Origin of the sequence: Acinetobacter sp. TAC-1, assembly GCF_029025845.1 — a bacterium.
Lineage (GTDB): Bacteria > Pseudomonadota > Gammaproteobacteria > Pseudomonadales > Moraxellaceae > Acinetobacter > Acinetobacter guillouiae.
On record NZ_CP118892.1, the window covers coordinates 2,275,613 to 2,295,623 of the forward strand.

23 protein-coding genes are annotated in these 20,011 nt (G+C 35.1%); 10 read left to right on the forward strand and 13 right to left on the reverse strand.

Features of this window, described 5'->3' with window-relative positions; all coding sequences use genetic code 11:
- Positions 1–1,567: 1,567 nt before the first annotated feature.
- Together PYV58_RS10630 and PYV58_RS10635 are read left to right on the forward strand one after the other, a co-directional pair.
- Positions 1,568–1,822, forward strand: a complete 255-nt coding sequence (locus PYV58_RS10630; RefSeq protein ID WP_034616561.1) for a hypothetical protein — start codon at positions 1,568–1,570, stop codon at positions 1,820–1,822.
- Between the two features lie 396 nt (positions 1,823–2,218).
- Positions 2,219–2,743: a hypothetical protein gene (locus PYV58_RS10635; RefSeq protein ID WP_034616563.1), complete on the forward strand. Its 525-nt coding sequence runs from the start codon at positions 2,219–2,221 to the stop codon at positions 2,741–2,743.
- Here the strand turns inward: PYV58_RS10635 and PYV58_RS10640 are convergent.
- A complete protein-coding gene (locus PYV58_RS10640) occupies positions 2,733–3,329 on the reverse strand; it encodes a DUF4291 domain-containing protein (RefSeq protein WP_034616566.1) in 597 nt (198 codons plus the stop codon). The genes PYV58_RS10635 and PYV58_RS10640 overlap by 11 nt on opposite strands.
- Positions 3,330–3,428: 99 nt before the next feature.
- Here PYV58_RS10640 and PYV58_RS10645 point away from each other — a divergent pair, with 99 nt between their 5' ends.
- Entirely contained in the window at positions 3,429–3,764 is a 336-nt protein-coding gene (locus PYV58_RS10645) for a hypothetical protein (protein WP_034616570.1), read from the forward strand.
- 85 nt (positions 3,765–3,849) lie between these two features.
- Here PYV58_RS10645 and gcvH read toward each other — a convergent pair whose 3' ends face one another.
- The 8 genes from gcvH to PYV58_RS10685 form a co-directional block, all read right to left on the reverse strand.
- Positions 3,850–4,224, reverse strand: coding sequence for a glycine cleavage system protein GcvH (gene gcvH, locus PYV58_RS10650; protein ID WP_004720254.1), 375 nt, complete (start codon positions 4,222–4,224; stop codon positions 3,850–3,852).
- A gap of 117 nt (positions 4,225–4,341) precedes the next feature.
- The gene (locus tag PYV58_RS10655; RefSeq protein ID WP_004720255.1) at positions 4,342–5,373 is read right to left on the reverse strand and encodes an AraC family transcriptional regulator; all 1,032 of its coding nucleotides are present in this window, start codon (positions 5,371–5,373) and stop codon (positions 4,342–4,344) included.
- A gap of 93 nt (positions 5,374–5,466) precedes the next feature.
- The gene (locus PYV58_RS10660; RefSeq protein ID WP_004720258.1) at positions 5,467–5,916 is read right to left on the reverse strand and encodes a MaoC family dehydratase; all 450 of its coding nucleotides are present in this window, start codon (positions 5,914–5,916) and stop codon (positions 5,467–5,469) included.
- Between the two features lie 256 nt (positions 5,917–6,172).
- Positions 6,173–6,661 (reverse strand): GNAT family N-acetyltransferase, encoded by a 489-nt coding sequence (locus PYV58_RS10665; protein ID WP_034616573.1) that lies wholly within the window; start codon positions 6,659–6,661, stop codon positions 6,173–6,175.
- A gap of 180 nt (positions 6,662–6,841) precedes the next feature.
- Complete coding sequence (locus PYV58_RS10670) at positions 6,842–8,041, reverse strand: acyl-CoA dehydrogenase family protein (protein ID WP_034616575.1); 1,200 nt, start codon at positions 8,039–8,041, stop codon at positions 6,842–6,844.
- Positions 8,042–8,065: 24 nt separating this feature from the next.
- The gene (locus tag PYV58_RS10675) at positions 8,066–9,352 is read right to left on the reverse strand and encodes an acyl-CoA dehydrogenase family protein (protein ID WP_171077799.1); all 1,287 of its coding nucleotides are present in this window, start codon (positions 9,350–9,352) and stop codon (positions 8,066–8,068) included.
- A gap of 258 nt (positions 9,353–9,610) precedes the next feature.
- Positions 9,611–10,984 carry an AarF/ABC1/UbiB kinase family protein gene (locus PYV58_RS10680; protein WP_004720267.1) on the reverse strand — a complete coding sequence of 458 codons (1,374 nt, stop codon included), beginning with the start codon at positions 10,982–10,984 and terminating at the stop codon, positions 9,611–9,613.
- Positions 10,985–11,135: 151 nt separating this feature from the next.
- Positions 11,136–11,441 (reverse strand): hypothetical protein, encoded by a 306-nt coding sequence (locus tag PYV58_RS10685; RefSeq protein WP_034616582.1) that lies wholly within the window; start codon positions 11,439–11,441, stop codon positions 11,136–11,138.
- A 370-nt stretch (positions 11,442–11,811) separates the two neighbouring features.
- Here PYV58_RS10685 and PYV58_RS10690 point away from each other — a divergent pair, with 370 nt between their 5' ends.
- From PYV58_RS10690 to aroC, 3 genes are all read left to right on the forward strand, one after another.
- The gene (locus PYV58_RS10690; RefSeq protein ID WP_004720273.1) at positions 11,812–12,195 is read left to right on the forward strand and encodes a lysozyme inhibitor LprI family protein; all 384 of its coding nucleotides are present in this window, start codon (positions 11,812–11,814) and stop codon (positions 12,193–12,195) included.
- 114 nt (positions 12,196–12,309) lie between these two features.
- Entirely contained in the window at positions 12,310–13,320 is a 1,011-nt protein-coding gene (gene prmB / locus PYV58_RS10695; RefSeq protein WP_004720275.1) for a 50S ribosomal protein L3 N(5)-glutamine methyltransferase, read from the forward strand.
- A 12-nt stretch (positions 13,321–13,332) separates the two neighbouring features.
- Positions 13,333–14,427, forward strand: a complete 1,095-nt coding sequence (gene aroC, locus PYV58_RS10700) for a chorismate synthase (RefSeq protein ID WP_034616585.1) — start codon at positions 13,333–13,335, stop codon at positions 14,425–14,427.
- Positions 14,428–14,636: 209 nt separating this feature from the next.
- Here aroC and PYV58_RS10705 read toward each other — a convergent pair whose 3' ends face one another.
- Both PYV58_RS10705 and PYV58_RS10710 read right to left on the reverse strand, forming a co-directional pair.
- On the reverse strand, positions 14,637–15,110 hold the full coding sequence (locus tag PYV58_RS10705; protein WP_004821699.1) for a hypothetical protein: 474 nt from the start codon (positions 15,108–15,110) through the stop codon (positions 14,637–14,639).
- A 129-nt stretch (positions 15,111–15,239) separates the two neighbouring features.
- A complete protein-coding gene (locus PYV58_RS10710; RefSeq protein WP_034616588.1) occupies positions 15,240–15,719 on the reverse strand; it encodes a CinA family protein in 480 nt (159 codons plus the stop codon).
- A gap of 463 nt (positions 15,720–16,182) precedes the next feature.
- On the opposite strand from PYV58_RS10710, the gene PYV58_RS10715 reads away from it, so the two are divergent.
- Positions 16,183–16,413 (forward strand): hypothetical protein, encoded by a 231-nt coding sequence (locus PYV58_RS10715; protein WP_034616591.1) that lies wholly within the window; start codon positions 16,183–16,185, stop codon positions 16,411–16,413.
- A 141-nt stretch (positions 16,414–16,554) separates the two neighbouring features.
- Here the strand turns inward: PYV58_RS10715 and PYV58_RS10720 are convergent, their stop codons facing one another.
- A complete protein-coding gene (locus PYV58_RS10720; protein ID WP_034616593.1) occupies positions 16,555–16,998 on the reverse strand; it encodes a universal stress protein in 444 nt (147 codons plus the stop codon).
- A gap of 35 nt (positions 16,999–17,033) precedes the next feature.
- On the reverse strand, positions 17,034–17,495 hold the full coding sequence (locus PYV58_RS10725) for a universal stress protein (protein WP_034616595.1): 462 nt from the start codon (positions 17,493–17,495) through the stop codon (positions 17,034–17,036).
- A gap of 636 nt (positions 17,496–18,131) precedes the next feature.
- Here PYV58_RS10725 and ureE point away from each other — a divergent pair.
- Genes ureE through ureG form a run of 3 tightly spaced genes read left to right on the forward strand, consistent with a single transcriptional unit; the run spans position 18,132 to position 19,939 of the window.
- The gene (gene ureE / locus PYV58_RS10730) at positions 18,132–18,614 is read left to right on the forward strand and encodes an urease accessory protein UreE (RefSeq protein WP_004821691.1); all 483 of its coding nucleotides are present in this window, start codon (positions 18,132–18,134) and stop codon (positions 18,612–18,614) included.
- Positions 18,601–19,266 carry an urease accessory UreF family protein gene (locus PYV58_RS10735; RefSeq protein WP_004821688.1) on the forward strand — a complete coding sequence of 222 codons (666 nt, stop codon included), beginning with the start codon at positions 18,601–18,603 and terminating at the stop codon, positions 19,264–19,266. Before ureE ends, PYV58_RS10735 begins: the two co-directional genes overlap by 14 nt.
- 58 nt (positions 19,267–19,324) lie before the next feature.
- Positions 19,325–19,939, forward strand: coding sequence for an urease accessory protein UreG (ureG, locus tag PYV58_RS10740; protein WP_034617377.1), 615 nt, complete (start codon positions 19,325–19,327; stop codon positions 19,937–19,939).
- Positions 19,940–20,011: the final 72 nt, after the last annotated feature.

Below are 20,011 nucleotides of genomic sequence, written 5' to 3' on the forward strand. Positions count from 1 at the left end.
GTTATCTAATAGAGTACTTTAATAGGAAAAATTTAGATGAAGAAGAAGATAGTATTTGCTAGTGTAGATTTTTTTAAATCTACACTAGCTTTTATCTTAATAACATATCCTTTATATTGCTATATTAAAAGTCAGTTTATTTTAAAACTAGAAAAAGATTGGTTTTTAGGAGTGATTATTTGGATTTTCTTAATTTTAACTGGTTTTGTTTATTTATTTTCATTTATTATAAAAATAATATTTTTTAGAAATGAAATATTTATTTCAAAGAGGTATGTTAAATTTGTTAATTATTATGTTTTTATTTTTTTACCAATTATAAATGTAATCTTGAAGAAGATAAAGTAAATGGTGTTCGGTATGTATCTCATATTAATATTTTTATCTATTATATTAAGTGGATATGGGTTAATGAAAAATAACAATAATTTTTATATAGTAGCATGGAGTATAAAAATGTAAAAGGTATATTATTAATTTTAAATGATGGAAAAGTTTATTTTATTGGTGAACCACCATGTGCACTGTCAAAAATATGAATATTATCTGAGAAGAAAATGGTGTTGGTTATTTTGAGAATTAGTGAATTACCAATGGATTTGAGAGAAAGATTGGAAACATGTAACTGGAAAATTGAAGAGTTTTATAATTACATACCTACTGAAATAAAAATTGATAAAATAGATCGAGAATATATAAGAAGGAGTAAAATACATCCATGATTTAAATTTTAATTATTTAATTAGGAATATAGAGATAAATTAACTTTATATTTTATTCTAAAATATTTAGGTGGAATAAGGTTTCTTTAAAATTGATTAATTATTTAATTTACACTTATTGATAGGGTGGTATATGATTAATTTAAAAAATTCAAGAAAATTTCATTAGTGATTATAGAGGATTATTACAGTATTTTTATGAATACATAGCCTTTATTAGTATGGAATATGCGAATATAAAAGCATATTGTAAATTAATTAATAAATTGTTGCCATGTGTAGAAATTTTTTTTGATTACGAATAATTAAGGTCTATTCTATACAAAAATAATGGTTTATCCCTCATTGAGGACAGTACTACCACAAATGAAATAATACATACTGCTTTTGTTATGAATCTAAGAATCAAAGAGGGTCATCAACAGAGCCTACAATTAACAGAATATCTTTACAAACAAGGTTTAAGATAAATGAATCGAATTTTCAGTATATTGAATATGCTAATATCAATAACTATTTTTTTAATATTATTATTCCCTGTATCTATCTATGTATATAGTCAATATGTTATAAGGGTTGAGAATGATTGGGTAACTGGAATTTTAATTTGGACTAGCATATTTTTTTCTATTTTTTTAAAAATATTATGGGTGATTGTGTGTGATTATTTTTCTTACGTTGAAGACAGGGAGGTAGTAAAAAAAATTAATTATTCTTCTGTTTTTGTTTTATTTTTTTTAGTGCTTTTACCGTTTATTGAGTCAATATAAAAAAAATTTAAGAAAACTAAATAAAAGTGGCTAGAAATTGAATTCCTGTATTTGTTAATTCGTGGGTTAAGTAATATGGATTACAATCAATTAATTGATAAAATTGAAAAGTTTGTTAACAAAGATGATATCTCACTAAAAAACACTCAAGAGATTGAAGTTCTTTTGGAAAATTTAATTATTAAAGATGAATTAATTACTGAAACAATTTTATTTTTAGCATCATATAGACCAGGAGGTGGTGAATATATGAATGATGAAAGCCAAATTACTCAACAATTAAACAAAGTTTTAGTACTTTTGAAAAGTGAATATGGAACACGTAGTTAATATAATTTTTAAGAATAGGCTTAGGGTGATTATTATGGAATATAATGTTTTTTCTTACACAAACAATTCCAAGAGTAATATTATCTTGGTAATTGAGCCATGGATATACCTTCTAAATCTACGATAAAATTTTGTTATTCCAGTTCAAGTAAGTTGGTTGAGATATCAGGTTTTAAAGACAATTATCTCAATGTATATTTTGATTTTGATAAAATAAGAGTCGAATTAGATGAAATTGATATTACAAATTATTACCCCTTGGATAAATTATAAAATTATTAACATTTAATACTCGATTTATAAGTAAAAATTAATTTAACTAAGTGTTTGTAGATTCATTTTATCAAAATATTATAAGATTCAGAGAAGTTCCAAGATAATTTTAGGAGTTGTGTTATGAGTTTAAGTGTAGAGCAAAAAACTGCGATCGAAAATTATGCTTTTGGGAGAATAAGTGAATATAGGTTTAAAAAAATACTTGGTTTAGATATTGAGGATAATCAAATATTTGGGGCTGAATTATTCAAATTAGCTAATGACAATAAAGAAGAGTTTGCATTGGCGATAGGAATGGGTTATTTATTTAGAGATGGTAGAAAACTGGAATCAGAATTATTTTCTTTTATTAAAAAAATATACTTTAGTGAATGGCACCATGAGCATGAAAACATTATTGATACATTTTCTAGGCAAGAGAGTTGTGAATATATTGATTTTTTATATGAAGCTATAATATTTGTACCCCAATATTTAGTAGGTTTTGAGGAGAGATCAATTGCAAGAAGGGCTTTCTTTGGATTCGGAAGAAATATTTCTTGTCCCAAAGCTTTGGAATATCTGAATCAATTTCTTAATGATCCAGACCCAACACTAAGAGGATTTGCCGATGAACAATTTAAGATCTTAGGAATTAAAGTTTAGCCACATCAATAGTTTGATCTGGAATATAAATACTTTCATTAGGAAGTAATAAGTTTGCTTCCTTAAATTTATGCTCTACTACTAAATTAGAGATTTCTTTTGCTTCTTCTGTTATATCAATGATATCAGTTACCCATTTATTGATGTAATGTTCAACTGCAATTCCACTTAGCCCGATCTGAATAGCTCTGTATTTTAAAGGTTCTAATAATAAATTCCGTTCAGGATCCCATTGTATTCTTACAGGAGTTTTGGATTTAACTATATTCCATTCATCTTCTTTAATTGCTATAGGCTTATGGCTTGAACAACTATGACTTAATGCCCAGTCGAAGCCATTTTTTGATATATCTATTGCTAAAATTTTTTGTTGCTTATTATCTTTATGTCCCCAGCCAGCGCGATACATCATCCAAAGAAATGAAGGCTTTATCCATGTCATTCTAGTCATTTTGAAATGAGGATTATCCTTAAGTGATTTATTTCTAATTGCTAATGAGGCTAATTCATTAGAAAAAGCTTGATATACTCTAATGGTAGATTCTGTTTGAAAAGCCCGAATAACTTTTTCATCATATTTATTCATTTTTTAACTCAGAAAAAAATATGATTATATTTTATAGTATAAATTGATAATTGGCTCATTCTTGTTATAATCATTTAAAATATAAAAACTGGTCAACACATGAAAAATATACTTATAGCATTTTGCTTTAATCTACTATTTTGCAGTTCTGTATTTGCAAATAGTCCATTCTCACCCACAAAAATAAGTGGATTAGTCGTACATGATAACGGAACAGATATAATTATTGAATTGAAAGCTAATGTAGCGACAGGTGAGGGATGTCAAATAGCAAATCAAGTAGTATTAAGAAAAACTCATCCATTATTCAAAGAAGTGTATGCTGCACTTTTATCTGCTTTTCATAGCCAAACTGTAATTCAAGGTTGGACTAATGGTTGCCATACTATAGGAGAAAGTAGACCTATTCTTACTCGCCTTGATTTAAAAAAATAATTTTAATCAAATTTTAAAAAAAAGATCAGAATCATCTGATCTTTTTGTGTTTAAACATTATTTTTAAGCATTAGGATTTTAAAAATTAAAGCCCAGCTTCATATTCGCTATTGCTGAGTAACTTTTCAACATCTGCAATATTGTCTGGTTTAATCTTATAAATCCAGCCTTTGCCATACGGGTCGTCATTCACAAAATCTGGATCATCTTCAAGGGCAGTATTCACTTCTACAACTTCACCAGAAACAGGCGCATGAATATCAGATGCTGTTTTAACGGATTCAACTACACCAGCTTGAGCGCCAGCAACCACATGGCTACCCACTTCAGGCGCTTCAACGTAGACTAAGTCGCCTAAAGCATCTTGAGCATGGTCAGAAATACCAGTAATCACAAGATCACCTTCAATTTTTACCCATTCATGTGTTGCTGCATATTTCAAATCTGAAGGATGATTCATAATGACTCCATTAATCAATTTATTTTTGGCACGAGTTATACAGGTTTTTTAATCAAAACAGAAAGCAGAGATACTGATAAACTTATTCATCGAAACAAATAATCGTGATAAATCACATTATAAGTATGGGTCTTTGCGCCAACTACTTGGGCTACGACCACTCCAGCGTTTAAATGCACGACTAAAGTTTGCAACATCACTATAACCGAGTTCATCTGCAATTTGTTCCAGTGTATAGTCAGTACGGGAAAGTAACGATGTGGCATGGCGATAACGTACTTCATCTACCAATGTAGAGAAAGAAGTACCTTCGGCAGCCAACTGACGCTTTAATGTACGGTCTGACATATGCAGACGATCTGCGACATTTTCAATACTTAAATAATGCTGTTCCGAATGAGTCAAGATATCACGTACACGCATTGCCAAGCGGCGCCTTTCACCCAAAGCTGAAAGTTCTGCTTCACATTGATTAATCGCAATTTGACTGGCAATCGGGTCAGCATTGACCATTTTTAAGCCCAAGTAGGATTTGTCAAAACTTGCAATGAGATGTGGCTGTTCAAAACGCATATTGTATTGCTTTGCCAGTTTCTCGATGTATTTGTCAAAACCATCAGGCTTGGGAAAATCAAAATCGATATCGCCATGCAAATAATCAATACCAGTTAAGGCTTTTGCCATGGTCATAATACCAAAGGTTAGCCCCATCACAATTTCCGTGCGTAAAGGTTCGATTTCGATATCACATTGCAATTGAAGTGTGGCTTTTTCACCAAAAGTAGAAAAATACAATTGTAGAAAGGGCATACGCAACTGGATAAAACGGTTGGCTAAGACAAGCGCATCGGTAATATCGTGTGCTGTCATGATGGCATAACCAATAAAGCCATGAATGGAGATACGCATTTGTGTACCAAGATGAAAGCCTAAGGTGCTTTCACCTGTAAGTTTTAATGCGTGTTTAATCAATTCATTGGCAAGTGGTGTCGGAATCCGACACTCAGGATCTGCTAACTGCTCGCTGGTAAAATTAAAGGGTGCGAAAAGTGTCTCTGCGCTATATCCCCAACGAGAAACAATATCTAATAATAATAGTCCATAAACACCAGGAATTCCCTGATCTTGGCGAGCTGAGACTGTTTTCATGTGCTTTCCATTGCTCTAAACATTGTTTTTACTTGTTTAATCATATTGTCATGATATGGAAAAACCCTTAAATATTGTAAGACAAATTTAGGATTAATGTGCATCAAAATTGCGCTTAAATACCACAATTTTAGTGGTTGAAATTAGCAATACATCGTCATCTTGATTTTTTGCTTGTGTTACATAGGTCACAATTGCGCGATCATTTTTGGTTTTAGAGGGCTGGATAGATACAATTTCGACATCGACATGTATTTTATCGCCCACACGCGTGGGTTTTGGCCATCTTAAACTTGATTCTGAACCAATTAAGCCATAAGCAACAGGGAAGCATTCAGTCCAAAGGCGCATGGTGACCGCTGAGGTATGCCATCCACTTGCAGCAAGTCCTTTAAAAATCGGGTGATCTTTGGCTTTTTCAGCATCCGTATGGAAAACTTGCGGATCATACTTATGTGCAAACTCTAAAACCTCATCCAAAGTCATTTCGTATTCACGACTTTTAAAATGATCACCAATATTTAAATCTTCCAAATACAACATTGTTTATACATTCCCTTAATTTCACACAATACTCATAAATAATGATGTTCTACGCATAAAAATTAAATTATTTAAACTTTTTCATTGTAAATCACCATTAAGCAATTTCAATGACTGTTTTGCCAATCATCCATTTTTTTAAGTCGAATTGAAATATCACTCAAAATATCGAGTGATTTAGACCATAATAACATTGTGTTATGTCCTGAAAGTAATGAAAATACGACCAAAGTGAATTGAACAAGCTTATGGTGCGTTAAAGCAATGTTTTAAGCATCCAAACTTCACAAACATGACTATGACCAGTATTACCTTTAGGTTGTGATAAATGCTTAAAGCCTAACTTCTCATAGAGTTTAATGGCTTGCCAGAGATCTTGAGTGGTTTCTAAATAACAAGACTGAAAGCCTTGTTGTTGTGCAAATTCAAAACACTTTTCTAAAATTTTCTTAGCAAATCCTAAACCACGGAGTTCAGGCAAAAAATACATCTTTTGAATCTCTAAAACAGTTGCATCACCTTGTAATGGTGAAAGACCTCCGCCACCAACAACGCGACCATTTGCATCCTCAATAATCCAATATTGGGCATTGGGTTGAGCATATACCTGATATAAATCATCCAAGATCGGGTCGGCTACAGCAAAGCCTGATTCAGGTGCTAAGCCAAATTCTTTAGATACTTCACGAATAACTTGTGCGATCGACGGATTGTCTTGTATTTGTATCGTTCTAATTTGGTACATAAGTAAATGAAAATAAAAAAGGTAGAATTTTTATAACAAAAATTCTACCTTTTGTGATCAGTTAAAAATTCAACTGATCAAAACTTTACCACTTGAATAACAGTATAGGGGCTGTTGACAATTCGTCTAGTTATGAAATGCCAACAAACCCTAAGTAAATTTACAGGTTTTGCTGCAATACTATTTTAATTCACTCGAAGATTTACCCAATTCTCGACGGGCAATGATCAGCTGTTGAATCTGTTGTGTTCCCTCAAAAATATCTAGAATTTTTGAATCACGCGCCCATTTTTCTAATAATTCATCTTCGTTATAACCCACACTGGCAGCCAACTCTACGCATTTTAAAGTGATTTCATTACAAATACGTCCAGCTTTAGCTTTGGCGATAGAGGCCTCACGAGAGTTAGGCTTTTTGTTATCTGCCATCCATGTGGCTTTTATGGTGAGTAAGCGTGCAGCTTCCCATTCTGCTTCCATCCGATAGATTTGTGCAGCCAAATTGGATGTTTGCAAATATGGAGTTGCATAGTCGGGATCTAGTTCATCTTTAAAGATGTCTTTAATACGTTCTAAAGATGCTTTGGCACAGCCCACAGCCATAGCAGCAACAAGTGGGCGGGTATTATCAAAGGTTTCCATCACCCCTGCAAAACCTTTGGCTACATCAATTTCTGCATTACCGAGTAAATTTGCTCCAGGGACACGGCAGTCAATAAAACTAATTGCCGCTGTATCCGATGCCTTAATACCAAGTTTATGTTCAAGGCGTTCAACTTTCATGCCGGGTGTACCTTTAGGTACAACAAAAGATTTAATTGCAGCACGGCCCAATTTCTTATCTAAAGTTGCCCAAACCACAACCGAGTCAGCACGATCCCCAGAGGTGACAAATATTTTTTCACCGTTCAGAATGTAATCATCACCATCTTTGGTTGCAGTTGTACGAATCGCAGCAGAGTCAGAACCACAACCAGGTTCAGTAATGGCCATCGCAGCCCATGTCCCTTTAAAACGCTCAAGCTGTTCATCATTGGCGACGGCAGCAATCGCTGAATTGCCTAGCCCTTGACGAGGCATGGTCAGCAGTAGGCCTGTATCGCCATAACACATTTCGATCACACCCAAGGCAGTCGACATATTGGTGCCATTTTTATTATTGCTGTCGATATCGCCACGTTTATTGATTGCAGCGCCAGCATTGAGTCCATCACCACCGTCGTTCATACCATCCAGTAAAGAAGCCAGCATATCAAGTTCTTTAGGATAGGCATGTTCTGCTTTGTCGTATTTACGAGAAATTGGGCGTAAAACATTCAATGCGGTTTCGTGTGCTTGATCTAAAAGCATCTGGAATTTTTTTGGATTTTGTAAATTCATGATTTTTATCCTTTATCTTCTAAGTTAAGCGTGTAAGCCAGAATGTAGAACGGCTGTTGCACGTAAGTCGCGGTACCAACGCTCAGCTGGATGTTCCTTGGTAAAACCATGTCCACCTAAAATTTGCACACCATCTGTAGCAATTTTCATGGATTTTTCTGCACAAAGTAGACGGGCTAAATACGCTTCTCTATGGAAGGGTTGTCCTGCTTCTGCAAGACTGGCAGCATTTAAAATCAGCATACGCATTGCATCAATTTCAATCGCCATATCTGCGATCATAAATGCCACACTTTGGCGGTGTGAGATAGGTTCACCAAATGCAGTACGTTCATTGGCATATTTGATGCTGTAATCTTTAACCGCTTCACAGCTACCAACAGCCATTGCACACCACATTAGATTGCCTAAATCTAAAAATGCAGGGTAATTAAAATCTTCGTCACCTAGACGTTGGGCAGGGGTATTGTCAAACTTCAAAGTTACCGTTTCAGTTGCTTTTAAACCCATTGCCGGTGATTTTTTCACTGTAATACTTGGGTCTCGCTTTACAACGAAAACGTCCGCTTGACCCTTAAAGTCTGCACTAACAAGGAATAAATCTGCTGTTGCACCTAATAGCACTAAAGTTTTTTCTCCAGTAATGCTGAATTGTCCATTGTTGGCAGTCGCTTTGGTTTTTAAGCGTAAGGGATTAAATGCTGGGGTTGCTTCTTGTACCGCAAAAGTGGCTTGAATATCGGTATCATTGGCAAAATTTGCTAAATAAACAGATTGAACTTTTTCAGAACCCCATTGTGTGATTGCATTGATGACACTAAAAGTAGAGAGCAGACCTGCAGCAAGTGAAAAATCACCTTTAGCCAAGCGTTCGGCAATTAAAATATTACTCACAATATTTTTTTCAGATGCAACACCGCCTAAAGCTTCAGGTAGTGCATAATAATTTAGACCTAAATCGGTACTGTGTTGCCAAAGCTCAACTGGAAACTTTTCGTCGTGATCCGCTTGATGGGCCAGTTGATAAAGTACTTCGGACGCAAATTGATCCATGGCATCCACCGTCATTTGCTGTTCTTCAGTCAAACTCAGATCAAATAGGGACTTTTGCTGATTGGGCAGACGTTGTTTGGTTACATTTGAATCTGATTTAAATGCTTTTTGTGTTGCACTTAAGGTTTTAAAACCAGCTTTAGAACCTTGATAAAGTGATCTTTCGATAAATTTGCGCAATTTAAACTGATCAAGTAAATCACTACCTGCAATTTTTGTAATTAGATTTAAACCCAAACCTTGAGCTTTATTTACCATATTGGTCATGCCGAAGTCCCTGTATTTTAGTGTCGGTATACAACAATCCTGACATGCATAAAAATAAAAAACTATGTCAAAGCTGACAAAGTGATTGACCTTAGATGAATGGTAGAGTAGATGATATATTTGTTATTAATATTCTGATTTTTATTGTTTATTTTTAAATAAAAAAACCCAACATTTGTTGGGTATTGGTAAAAGTGACATTTTTAAAACGTTTACAATCTCGTCTAACCTGTATGAAAACTAAAAAGATTAAACAAAAGGTACAATCATTTTACGAACATTGGTCTTTGCTTCAATCACCGTCATAAATGTATAAGCACCAATAAATTTACGACTGATAAACATAAATTCTTTTGGTGGAATACTGAAGTAACGTGAAGCCATTGATTTTGAAGCACGTTGCATCACACGGCTATGTAGCTGGCTTTTTTTCCAGTCATAACGGTTATGTTGATCCATCACGCCAGCAGGTAAATCTGGGTTATTTAAAGGTGTACTAAATGCTTCTGTTGCCAATAAAAATACTTTTGCCATATCGGGTTTAATGCTTAAAGGCATTGCATCAAAGAACTCATAGCCCGACATCGCATTGACCATTGCTTCTGCATCGTGGTTATAACCCGCTTTGATTAAATTACAAGCTACGCGAAGTAATTGGTCATCGAACTGACGTATAGCGCCAAAATCTAACAAAATAATTTTATCTTTTATCTCTTCACCATTGCCCAAGCGAACAAGATAATTACCAAAGTTCGGGTCGGTTTGCATTTCGCCCCACTCAAACAATTCACGAACTGCGATTTCAAGTGATGCTTCACCTAAAAGATTACGTCGCTCTTGTGGTAAAGACAGCATGACAGGGCTGTTGATGGGTACACCACGTTCAAAGGTCATGCACAGGACTTGATTGGTACAATAGTCATCAATAATTTGTGGCACGCCATAACGTGGATCTTCTTTAAGTCGTTGGCCAAAACGACGGGTTGTTGCCGCTTCAACTTTATAATCAACTTCACGATGCATCATTTCACGAACTTCATCAAACCACTGATCGAACTCACGGGTTTGTGGCACCATACGTGTCAATTTAAGCATATTTCGAAATAGGCTCATATCTGAGTCGATGGCGTCGGCTACACCAGGATATTGGATTTTAAGAACCAACTCTAATCCATCTGACTTACGTGTTGCACGGTGAACCTGAGCCAGAGAAGCTGTACCAATCGGCTCATGATCAATGGTGAGATCGTTGAGTTTTGAACCCAATTGACTGACCAATTGCTCTTTAATCGCAGGCCATGCAAGGGCAACTGTTTGATTATTGAGGGTGTTTAATGCTTGAGTAATTTCTTCAGGTAAAAAATGCTCGCCATAAAGCGCCATCATTTGACCGATTTTAACAATTGAACCTTTTAGCTTGCCAATTTCTTGAACAAGATAATTGGCTTGTTCTTTCATAGCTTGTTTACGTTTTTTTTCTTTTTCTTCTTCACTTGAAAAGATTGAACTCGCACTTGAAGCTGCCCAGCGTGTACCTGCCAATAATGATGCTTTTGCAATTGATAAGCGACGATCCATTGATGAGGTTTTTAACTGTTTGAGCTTTTCGTTCTGATCTGACATGAAGATAAAATCCTTTATAAGAGATTCGAAAAGATAAAAAGATGACTAATTGTAAGGAATATTACATGGAATGACTGTATTTAAACAGTTCAATTCGCTGAATGGGGGAATTAAATTAATTCCATCAAAATAGCCTAAGCAATATTAAAATTTACATTCTAAATTGGATTTTAAGCTCTTTGCGGAGTATTAAACCTTGCTTATTTGAAGCAATGTAATGAATGATCAGATCTTTAACGCTTTGATTAGTAAAGCCCAGCGCATAGCCTTTAACAATGATAATGCTGGGTAAGCTAAAGAAAAAATATTTTACATCGTCTAGAGAAGGCGCTTCGTAAACACCTTGTTCAGTGAGGGTTTGTTGAAAAAACTGCTTTTCAATTTTGACATTTGGAGTGGATTCATCATCCCACCATGACTGACGCATAGCCATGAGGTTATTATGTTTGTAGCTCATAAATTGACTAAATTCATAAATATTTAAAAACTTGTTGTATATATAAAGGTGAAATGACCCAATTTCAAGTTAAGCGCTCAATCTCAGCAATTTTGCCACAAATAAGTTTATATTTTATAACCAAGCGCATTGATTTGTTTTAAAAATATACAACAATAGGTTTGAAAAAAAATCTGAAAAAACGAGTGATATGGTGAAACAAAGTTGATTGTTTTAAATCAAGTTTTAACAATAATTTATCTACAATGATTGTATTTAGTTTCAAATCTTTTACACTCTTTTGCAGAGGCGATTGTTGCTAATCAGTGCCTGAGTTCTTTGGATTAAAAGTTTTTGAATTAAAATAATGATTTTGGGATTGGGGAATTGGATGTATTTAAAGTATTGGGGTATCAGTTTAGTTGTATTATTGCCGATGCACACGCAGGCGATCGGTTATAGCTCAGATTATTTAAGCTGTATGAATTCGGCAGGTTCAAGCTCGGCAACACTTGCCAGCTGTATGAAAACTGAGTTGAGCAAGCAAGATGATCGTTTGAAATCATTATTTAAACAGACGTTGGATTTGTATACAGACAAGCAACAGAAAGCTCAAAAGAAATATCAGAAACAATGGTTTAAACTTCGAGATCAGCAGTGTGATGAGTCAAATAAATCAGTTTCTGATGATTATAAAATGAAGTATTACAATTGTGCCCTCAAACAAACAGTCAATAGAGCCAATATGTTAGAGAAACAAAGCTATCGTTTATAGTGCTTTATTGCGCTATAAAATAATTGCTAAGTAAATTGTCGTAAAGCATTATAAATGTCATGCAAAACAAGGTATCATAAGGCGTTTAAAAATATGACCTTGGAGAAACCTTAAGTGGATCGACCGACTATTAGCCCTGAACATTTACAGGAAGCTGCTGAAAACCTATCAACAATTCGTGATTTTATTCGTTTTGGGGTTACAGCTTTACGTCAATACGATGCACATTTGGGTCAAGGTACAGAAGATTATTTCGCAGAAAGTTCTGCCTTGGTTTTACAAACGCTTTCTTTGGAATGGAAGGCGGATGCTGAAATTTTAGATTCAAAATTATTGCCAAGTGAAAAAGCTGAGTTTTTAAATTTACTCGAACGTCGTGTAAATGAAAGAATTCCAACCTCTTATTTACTTAACCTCTCTTATTTCTTTGGTAAGCCATTCTATGTTGATGAGCGTGTGTTAATTCCTCGTTCACCGATTGCTGAATTGATCGAAAACCGTTTTGCACCTTATTGTTTAGATGAAAATGGACAAACACGTGCAGGCGTGAATAATTTACCTGAAAACCCAAATCCAAAAACACCGCAACGTATCTTAGATATGTGTACGGGTTCAGGTTGTATTGCGATCGCGTTGGCATATGCATTCCCTGATTCAGAAGTAGATGCAACTGATATTTCTAAAGAAGCATTAGAAGTGGCTTCTATTAATGCAGAGCATCACAATAAGCAATATCAGGTGGCTTTGCTTGAGTCAGATTTGTTTGCCAAAATCCCAGCTGAAAATCAATATGATTTGATCGTTTCAAATCCACCGTATGTGGATGCTGAAGATATGGCTGATCTTCCAGATGAATTCCATCATGAACCTGAACTTGCTTTAGCTGCTGGTCAAGATGGTTTGGATTTAGTTCGAAAAATGTTGGCTCAAGCAGCTGATTATTTAACTGAAGACGGTTTAATCGTGATTGAAGTAGGTAACTCAGAATGGGCAATGAAACAGAATTTTAATACCATTGATTTTTACTGGTTACAGTTCCAAAAAGGCGGTACAGGTATTTTTGCTTTGACTGCTGAACAATGTCGTACATTCCGTGATTTATTTATTCAATCTATTCAAGCTTAAGGAGTCGTAAGCATGGCAGGTAACAGTATTGGACAACTCTTCCGTGTAACGACTTGTGGTGAATCTCACGGCGTAGGCTTGATGGCAATTGTTGATGGTGTGCCACCGGGTCTTGAATTATCTGCTGAAGATTTACAAATTGATTTAGATCGTCGTAAACCGGGAACGTCTAAGTTTGCCACTCAGCGTAAAGAGCCAGATGAGGTTGAGATCATTTCTGGAGTTTTTGAAGGTAAAACGACAGGAACTTCGATTGGTTTATTGATCCGTAATACAGATCAAAAATCTAAAGATTATGGCAATATTGCGCAAACTTTCCGTCCAGGCCATGCAGATTACACCTATACGCAAAAGTATGGTTTCCGTGATTATCGTGGTGGTGGTCGTTCAAGTGCACGTGAAACGGCGATGCGTGTGGCAGCGGGTGCGATTGCAAAGAAATTTCTTTTTGAGAAATTTGCGATTGTGATTCGTGGGCATGTGACGCAAATTGGTAAAGAAAAAGCACAAGCTTTAGATTGGAATGAAGTTCCGAATAATCCGTTCTTCTGTGGTGATGTCAATGCGGTTCCACGTTTTGAAGCGCTGGTGACATCATTACGTGAACAGGGGACCAGTTGTGGTGCAAAGCTTGAGATCCTTGCAGAAAAAGTACCTGTAGGTTGGGGTGAACCCGTATTTGATCGTTTAGATGCTGATATTGCTCATGCCATGATGTCCATCAATGCGGTGAAAGGTGTTGAAATTGGTGATGGTTTTGCAGTTGCAGAACAATTTGGTCATGAAACCCGTGATGAACTTAGCACAGATGGTTTTTTAGCCAATCATGCTGGTGGTATTCTCGGTGGTATTTCTTCAGGCCAAACCATCCGTGTAGCGATTGCGTTAAAACCAACCGCAAGTATTACTACACCGGGGAAAACCATTAATCTAGATCGTGAAGATACAGATGTACTGACCAAAGGTCGTCATGATCCTTGTGTGGGCGTGCGTGCGACACCTATTGCTGAAGCCATGCTTGCCATTGTATTGATGGACCATTTTATGCGTCACCGTGCACAAAATGCTGATGTGGTTGCACCATTTGCACCAATTGAACCTAAATAGCAAATATATTTGAGATAAGAGAGGGTATTTTAGTTTTGAAATACCTTTAATTATTAGAGTAAATTTCAAATGATTTGTTTTTTACTTAATAGAGTTATTGCTCAACAAATTTAGCTGAATGATCTTGGATTCATTATTTTAAGTTAAAGATTTTGAGTTAAAAAAACCAGACATTTTGTCTGGTTTTTTTATATCTATGCTGCTCAGTCTTATTGAGTAACAATTTGACCTGTATAACCCTTTAAGAAAGTCAGGTAAGCAGAAGACTGTTGACCATCTGCCTTTAAGATTGAACGTTCAACATCACCCTGGTTGGTTACCAATTTAAGTGAGATTTCTTTACCATTACGGAATGAGTTAAGAAAGCTGACTGGAACATTAATCGAATTTGATGAAACTGTACCCGCATATTGTGTCGTGTTAATGGTTGAATATGTATATGGCTGACCATCCACTAAAAAGACAAATTGGGTAATATCATATTTTGTTGGATTGTTAATTTCTGCTGTGATTTTAAATCCATCACGGACTTCATCTTTCCAACGCATAGAAAGTTCAGGGCAAACTTCATTTGCTTCACAGATTAAAGGGCCTTTTGTAACAACTCTTTCTGGATAAGAGCCAGCACAACCCGCCAAAGTTAAACATGCTAAAGAAGAAATTACCGCAAATTGAAGTTTCATACCGCTTCCTAATAAGTTCATTTGTGTTATTGATATGTTGATAATCTATGTAAAATTTACCGCTTTTTAGTTAAAAAGTGAATTAAATATTTCAGTAATTTGTATTTCAGTTAAGACATAGCATAAATCTTAAACAAAATTTAAGATTTTTAATATTTCCTTTGCAACATTTTCAGTTAATTGATTTAAACGAGTCAACGGCTCACCTTCAATAAAATATTTAAAATTCGACAATGTGTTTTGATAATAGATTGAGATAAAGAAAGTACCTTCTGGTTTTTCAATACTAGCACTACCACCAGGTTTAAGTAAGCCCGTACAACTGACAATGATATCTGCAGCGCTAAAGAGTTTTTTCCCTTGAACTGCCATTGCTTTCGTGACTTCAACTGATTCAGCACTATATTTTTCGATGAGGGATGGATCAACTTGTAAAATTGAAATTTTAATAGAGGGGTCGTAACTGACTAAACCGCCTAATAAAATATCTGCACCACTGTTTTTATAGATCGAAAATTGGCTGGATAAATAACCAGAACTTGCACTTTCAATAAATGCGACTGTTAAATTCTTTCTTTCAAGCAGATCACAACATTGTTTTAAAAGCATTGGTATGGCTCTAAATTAATTATTTATATTCAATAATTTAACTATAAGTGAATTGAGGGAATTTGCAAGAAAACCAAACAAAAAATAAGCATATTGAGCCATAAATTTAATTTTTTTGGATATTTTTATATATAAATCAGAATATTAGCTTATATGGTTTATTAAAGACAAAATAAATCAAAAGAGCGCTGAGTTGAAATAAGCTTGTCATATTTATTTGCCATAATGACGGTACAAAACAACAAAAACCAAGAATAAGCATCAAATAACAATCACAGAAAGTTAAAAGAATAATCAGCGTAAAGTCTGTAAATATGCAGTCAACCCACTTCTCAACAGGTGGGTTTTCCTTTTTTGGGCCAATTGTAGAATTACTATGCAATATGATGAATTTTTATATTTCAAACGCGTCAAAAAGTGATATAAATAAAAATAAAGTGCATATGAAAATGGAGTGCGAATGATGAAAACGACTGTTAAGTATGTTGTCTTAAAAAGTAGAGAATATCAGCTTGGCACAGCCTTATTTGAAGAAAGTATTGAAGCCGAAGGAAATTATTTTGATCAAATACCTGAGGTCATCCACTATCAAAATCATAATTTTAAAGTAAAGTCCAAAGAACTTAGCCGTAAGCAAATTTTTGATGATTTTGAAGAATCTCAAACAATTTTAGTCAAAGTTATCGCGGTTTAATAATTTTTCCAAGTTATCTTTGATCTGGACATTGCATAAATAAAACCCAGCTAAACTGGGTTTTATTTATTTAGTTTTAGGGCATTTGACAATTCGTCTACAACGCAAATCATTTATGAACGGTTAATAGACCCTAATCAATCACTGTTTGACAATCAATACAGGAAGTTTGGTTTGACCCAGTACATCTTGCGCAAAACTGCCTAAGAAAAACTTTTGGAAGCCTTTACGACCATGCGATCCCATAATAATTAAATCTGTATGTAATGATTCAGCAGTTTTAATGATGGTTTCAGCTGCAACCGAGTCTCTCACGACTTGTGTATCAATTTGAACACCTTGCTGTTCAGCCAATTGTTTGGCTTTACCCAAACCTTCTTCCGCATTTTTAATTGCTTCTAGAATGTAATCTTTTAACATATCTGGCGAATAGTAAAAATCAGCAGCAGCAAAAGGGTCTTCAGCAACGACACTGATCGCAGTGACTTTGCTTCCAAAGGCTTTGGCAATCGCAGCAGCATGTTTTAATGCAGAAAAAGAAATGTCAGAACCGTCAACTGGGACAAGAATATTTTGATAAGTCATAATCACACCTTTTTAATTAACATTTCCAATAAAAATTAAGTTTCTTCTTGGGTAGATTTAATAATCAACACAGGCAGTGGAGAAATCGACAACACTTCTTGTGCAACACTCCCTAAGAAGAATTTCTTCAGACCAGTACGTCCATGAGAACCCATTACAATAAGGTCCACATTGAGTTCATCTGCAGCATCTAAAATTCCAGTAGCTGGAGGCACTTCACGTACCACTTTGGTATCTACTGTTGTTACACCATGGTGAACTAAAGTTTCTTGAATATCTTTTAAACGTGCTAAAGCATTTTTTTCAGCTTCAAATAAATATTGAGTTACAGCAGGCGCTATTTTATAAAAATCGACGCCTTTAAAAGGATCAACTGCGATCACACTCATCACAGTAATTTTACAGTTAAAAGCAAGTGCAAGTTTCTCTGCATGTTCAAGTGCAGCATAAGAAATAGGAGAGTCATCTACAGCAAGAAGGATATGTTGATAAGCCATTATAAGTTTCTCCTTTTAAGGGGGCTGTTGACATTTCATAAAGGGTTTGCGTTGTAGGCTAAAATTGAGCAGACAAGGCAGGAAACGAAGAGAATAGCGAGACTATTTTCGAGTTTCATAACGCAGACTGAGATAATTTTAGCCACAACCCTTCGGGACTAGCGTGTTTTTTGCCGCTACGTCGTTACGAAATATTCATTTAGAATGACTAAATTTCATACTTCGTGCCTAGTATCACCTAAAAAACACACGTAGTCGCAAATCTAGACGAATTGTCAACAGACCCCGTCATTATTTATTCATTGATAACACATTGCGCTGTTAGTCGCAAATTGTCGATAAGAATTTTAGTTGATCAAAAGTGTGTTATTTCAAGCTTTTGTGAAATACACATAATTTTATTATGGTTTTATTTTGTAACGTTTAATTGTTCTGATTTTTTATTGAAATCTCGCTCATGTAAATTTGATCTTAGGTTTTAGGTTGGTGTTCTAAATAAGATGCAGTTTGAATTCTTACGATTCTAAAAACTGGCATGATAAATGCTTTAATTTAATGCAAACCGATATTTATGAATAAAATTTTGGCATCAATTTGGAACATTTTAAATCAAGTGCCATAGATAAGTGGATCAGTATGAAAATTTATACGCAACGTCTAGACCATATAGAGTCAAACATTGAGGCTGAAAGTATTGAATTGACTTTTGATACTCGGCAAAAGAGCCGTTTTCGTGCAACTTTAAATAATGGGCACGATATTGGTGCGGATTTACCACGTACAGGCATTTTGCGTAGTGGTTCTTATATTGCAACTGAACAAGGTGAAGTGTTACGTGTAGATGCCAAAGCTGAAAAATTAATGCAAGTTTCGGCACTGCATAGTTTTGATTTACTTAAAGCTGCATATCATCTGGGAAATCGTCATGTTCCGTTAATGCTTACCCCAACTGCACTTTATTTTGAACCTGATCATGTCCTTGCAGAAATGATCCAAGGTTTAGGACTAACTGTAGATGAAGTTGAACATCCATTTGAACCTGAAAGTGGGGCATATGCCCAACATCAGCATGATCATCGTTTAAGCCCGATTAAGGCTTTACATCATGTCCATCACTAACGCATCGCAACTATTAAGTCTATTGACCCTGTCATCGACAGCCTTACCCATCGGTGCGTATTGTTATTCACAAGGGGTAGAAAGTGCGATTGATCAGGGTTTGATTCATGATGAAGCAAGCAGTATTGCTTATTTTGAAGAAGTGCTGGAAATGTTGCTGGTTAGGTTTGAACTCCCCGTTTTAAAACGTCTGATGCAACATTATTTAGACGAAGCTGAATTTTTAAATTGGGCTAACTTTTATAAAGCGAGCCGTGAGTCGAAAGAATTACGGGCTGAATCTCAGCAGTTGGCATTTTCTTTGAATGCTTGGATTCGTGATGTTTTAAAACAGCAACCTGAGATTAAAAAGCAGTTTGGTTTTGTCCCTGTTTATGCACATTTATGCGGAACATTAAAACTTAATCTGGTGGATGTGCTGACAGCATATAGCTTTACTGTTTTAGAAAACCAAGTGCTAGGTGCGGTTAAAACTGTCCCTTTAGGGCAAATGAGTGGTCAAAGAATTTTATGGCACTTACATGACTTAATTCCTCAAGCGGTAGTGCGTGCCTTGGCCTTAGAAGATGACGAGTTAAGTAGTGCCTTGCCCAATTATGCGATGTTAAGTATGTCGCATGAAACTTTATATTCACGATTATTCAGATCATAAATGACACGTTTCATTCGCTATTTTTTATTGAGAATGAAGCATAGAAAAGGAAAAAATGATGATAGAACGTAGCCCTTTACGTGTTGGAATAGGTGGTCCTGTTGGTTCAGGTAAAACAGCATTAACCTTGAATTTATGCCTTGCTTTACGCAACAAATATAATATGGCGGTTGTGACCAACGATATCTATACCAAAGAAGATTCTAATTTTTTAACTCGTCATGAAGCGATGTCACCAGAACGTATTGTTGGTGTTGAGACAGGTGGTTGTCCACATACTGCAATTCGTGAAGATGCTTCAATTAACTTGGCTGCAATTGATGATCTTTGTGAAAAATTTGATGGTTTAGAGCTGATTATTATTGAAAGTGGTGGCGATAATCTAGCCGCTACCTTTAGTCCTGAATTATCTGATTTAACTCTTTATGTGATTGATGTTGCAGGTGGTGAAAAGATCCCACGTAAAGGTGGTCCTGGCATTACCAAGTCGGATTTATTGATTATAAACAAAACAGATTTAGCCCCAATGGTCGGTGCAAATCTCGATGTGATGGATCAAGATGCAAAACGCATGCGTGGTGACAAACCTTTTCTATTTTCAAATATGAAAACTCAAGATGGTTTAAAGCAAATCATTGAGTTTATTGAAAAACAAGGTTTATTTAAAGCTTAGCGTAGAGATTGAAGCTTAGTCGCGATATTAAAAATAATTGTAACTATTTGAATTGAAAAATAATCAAAGGAG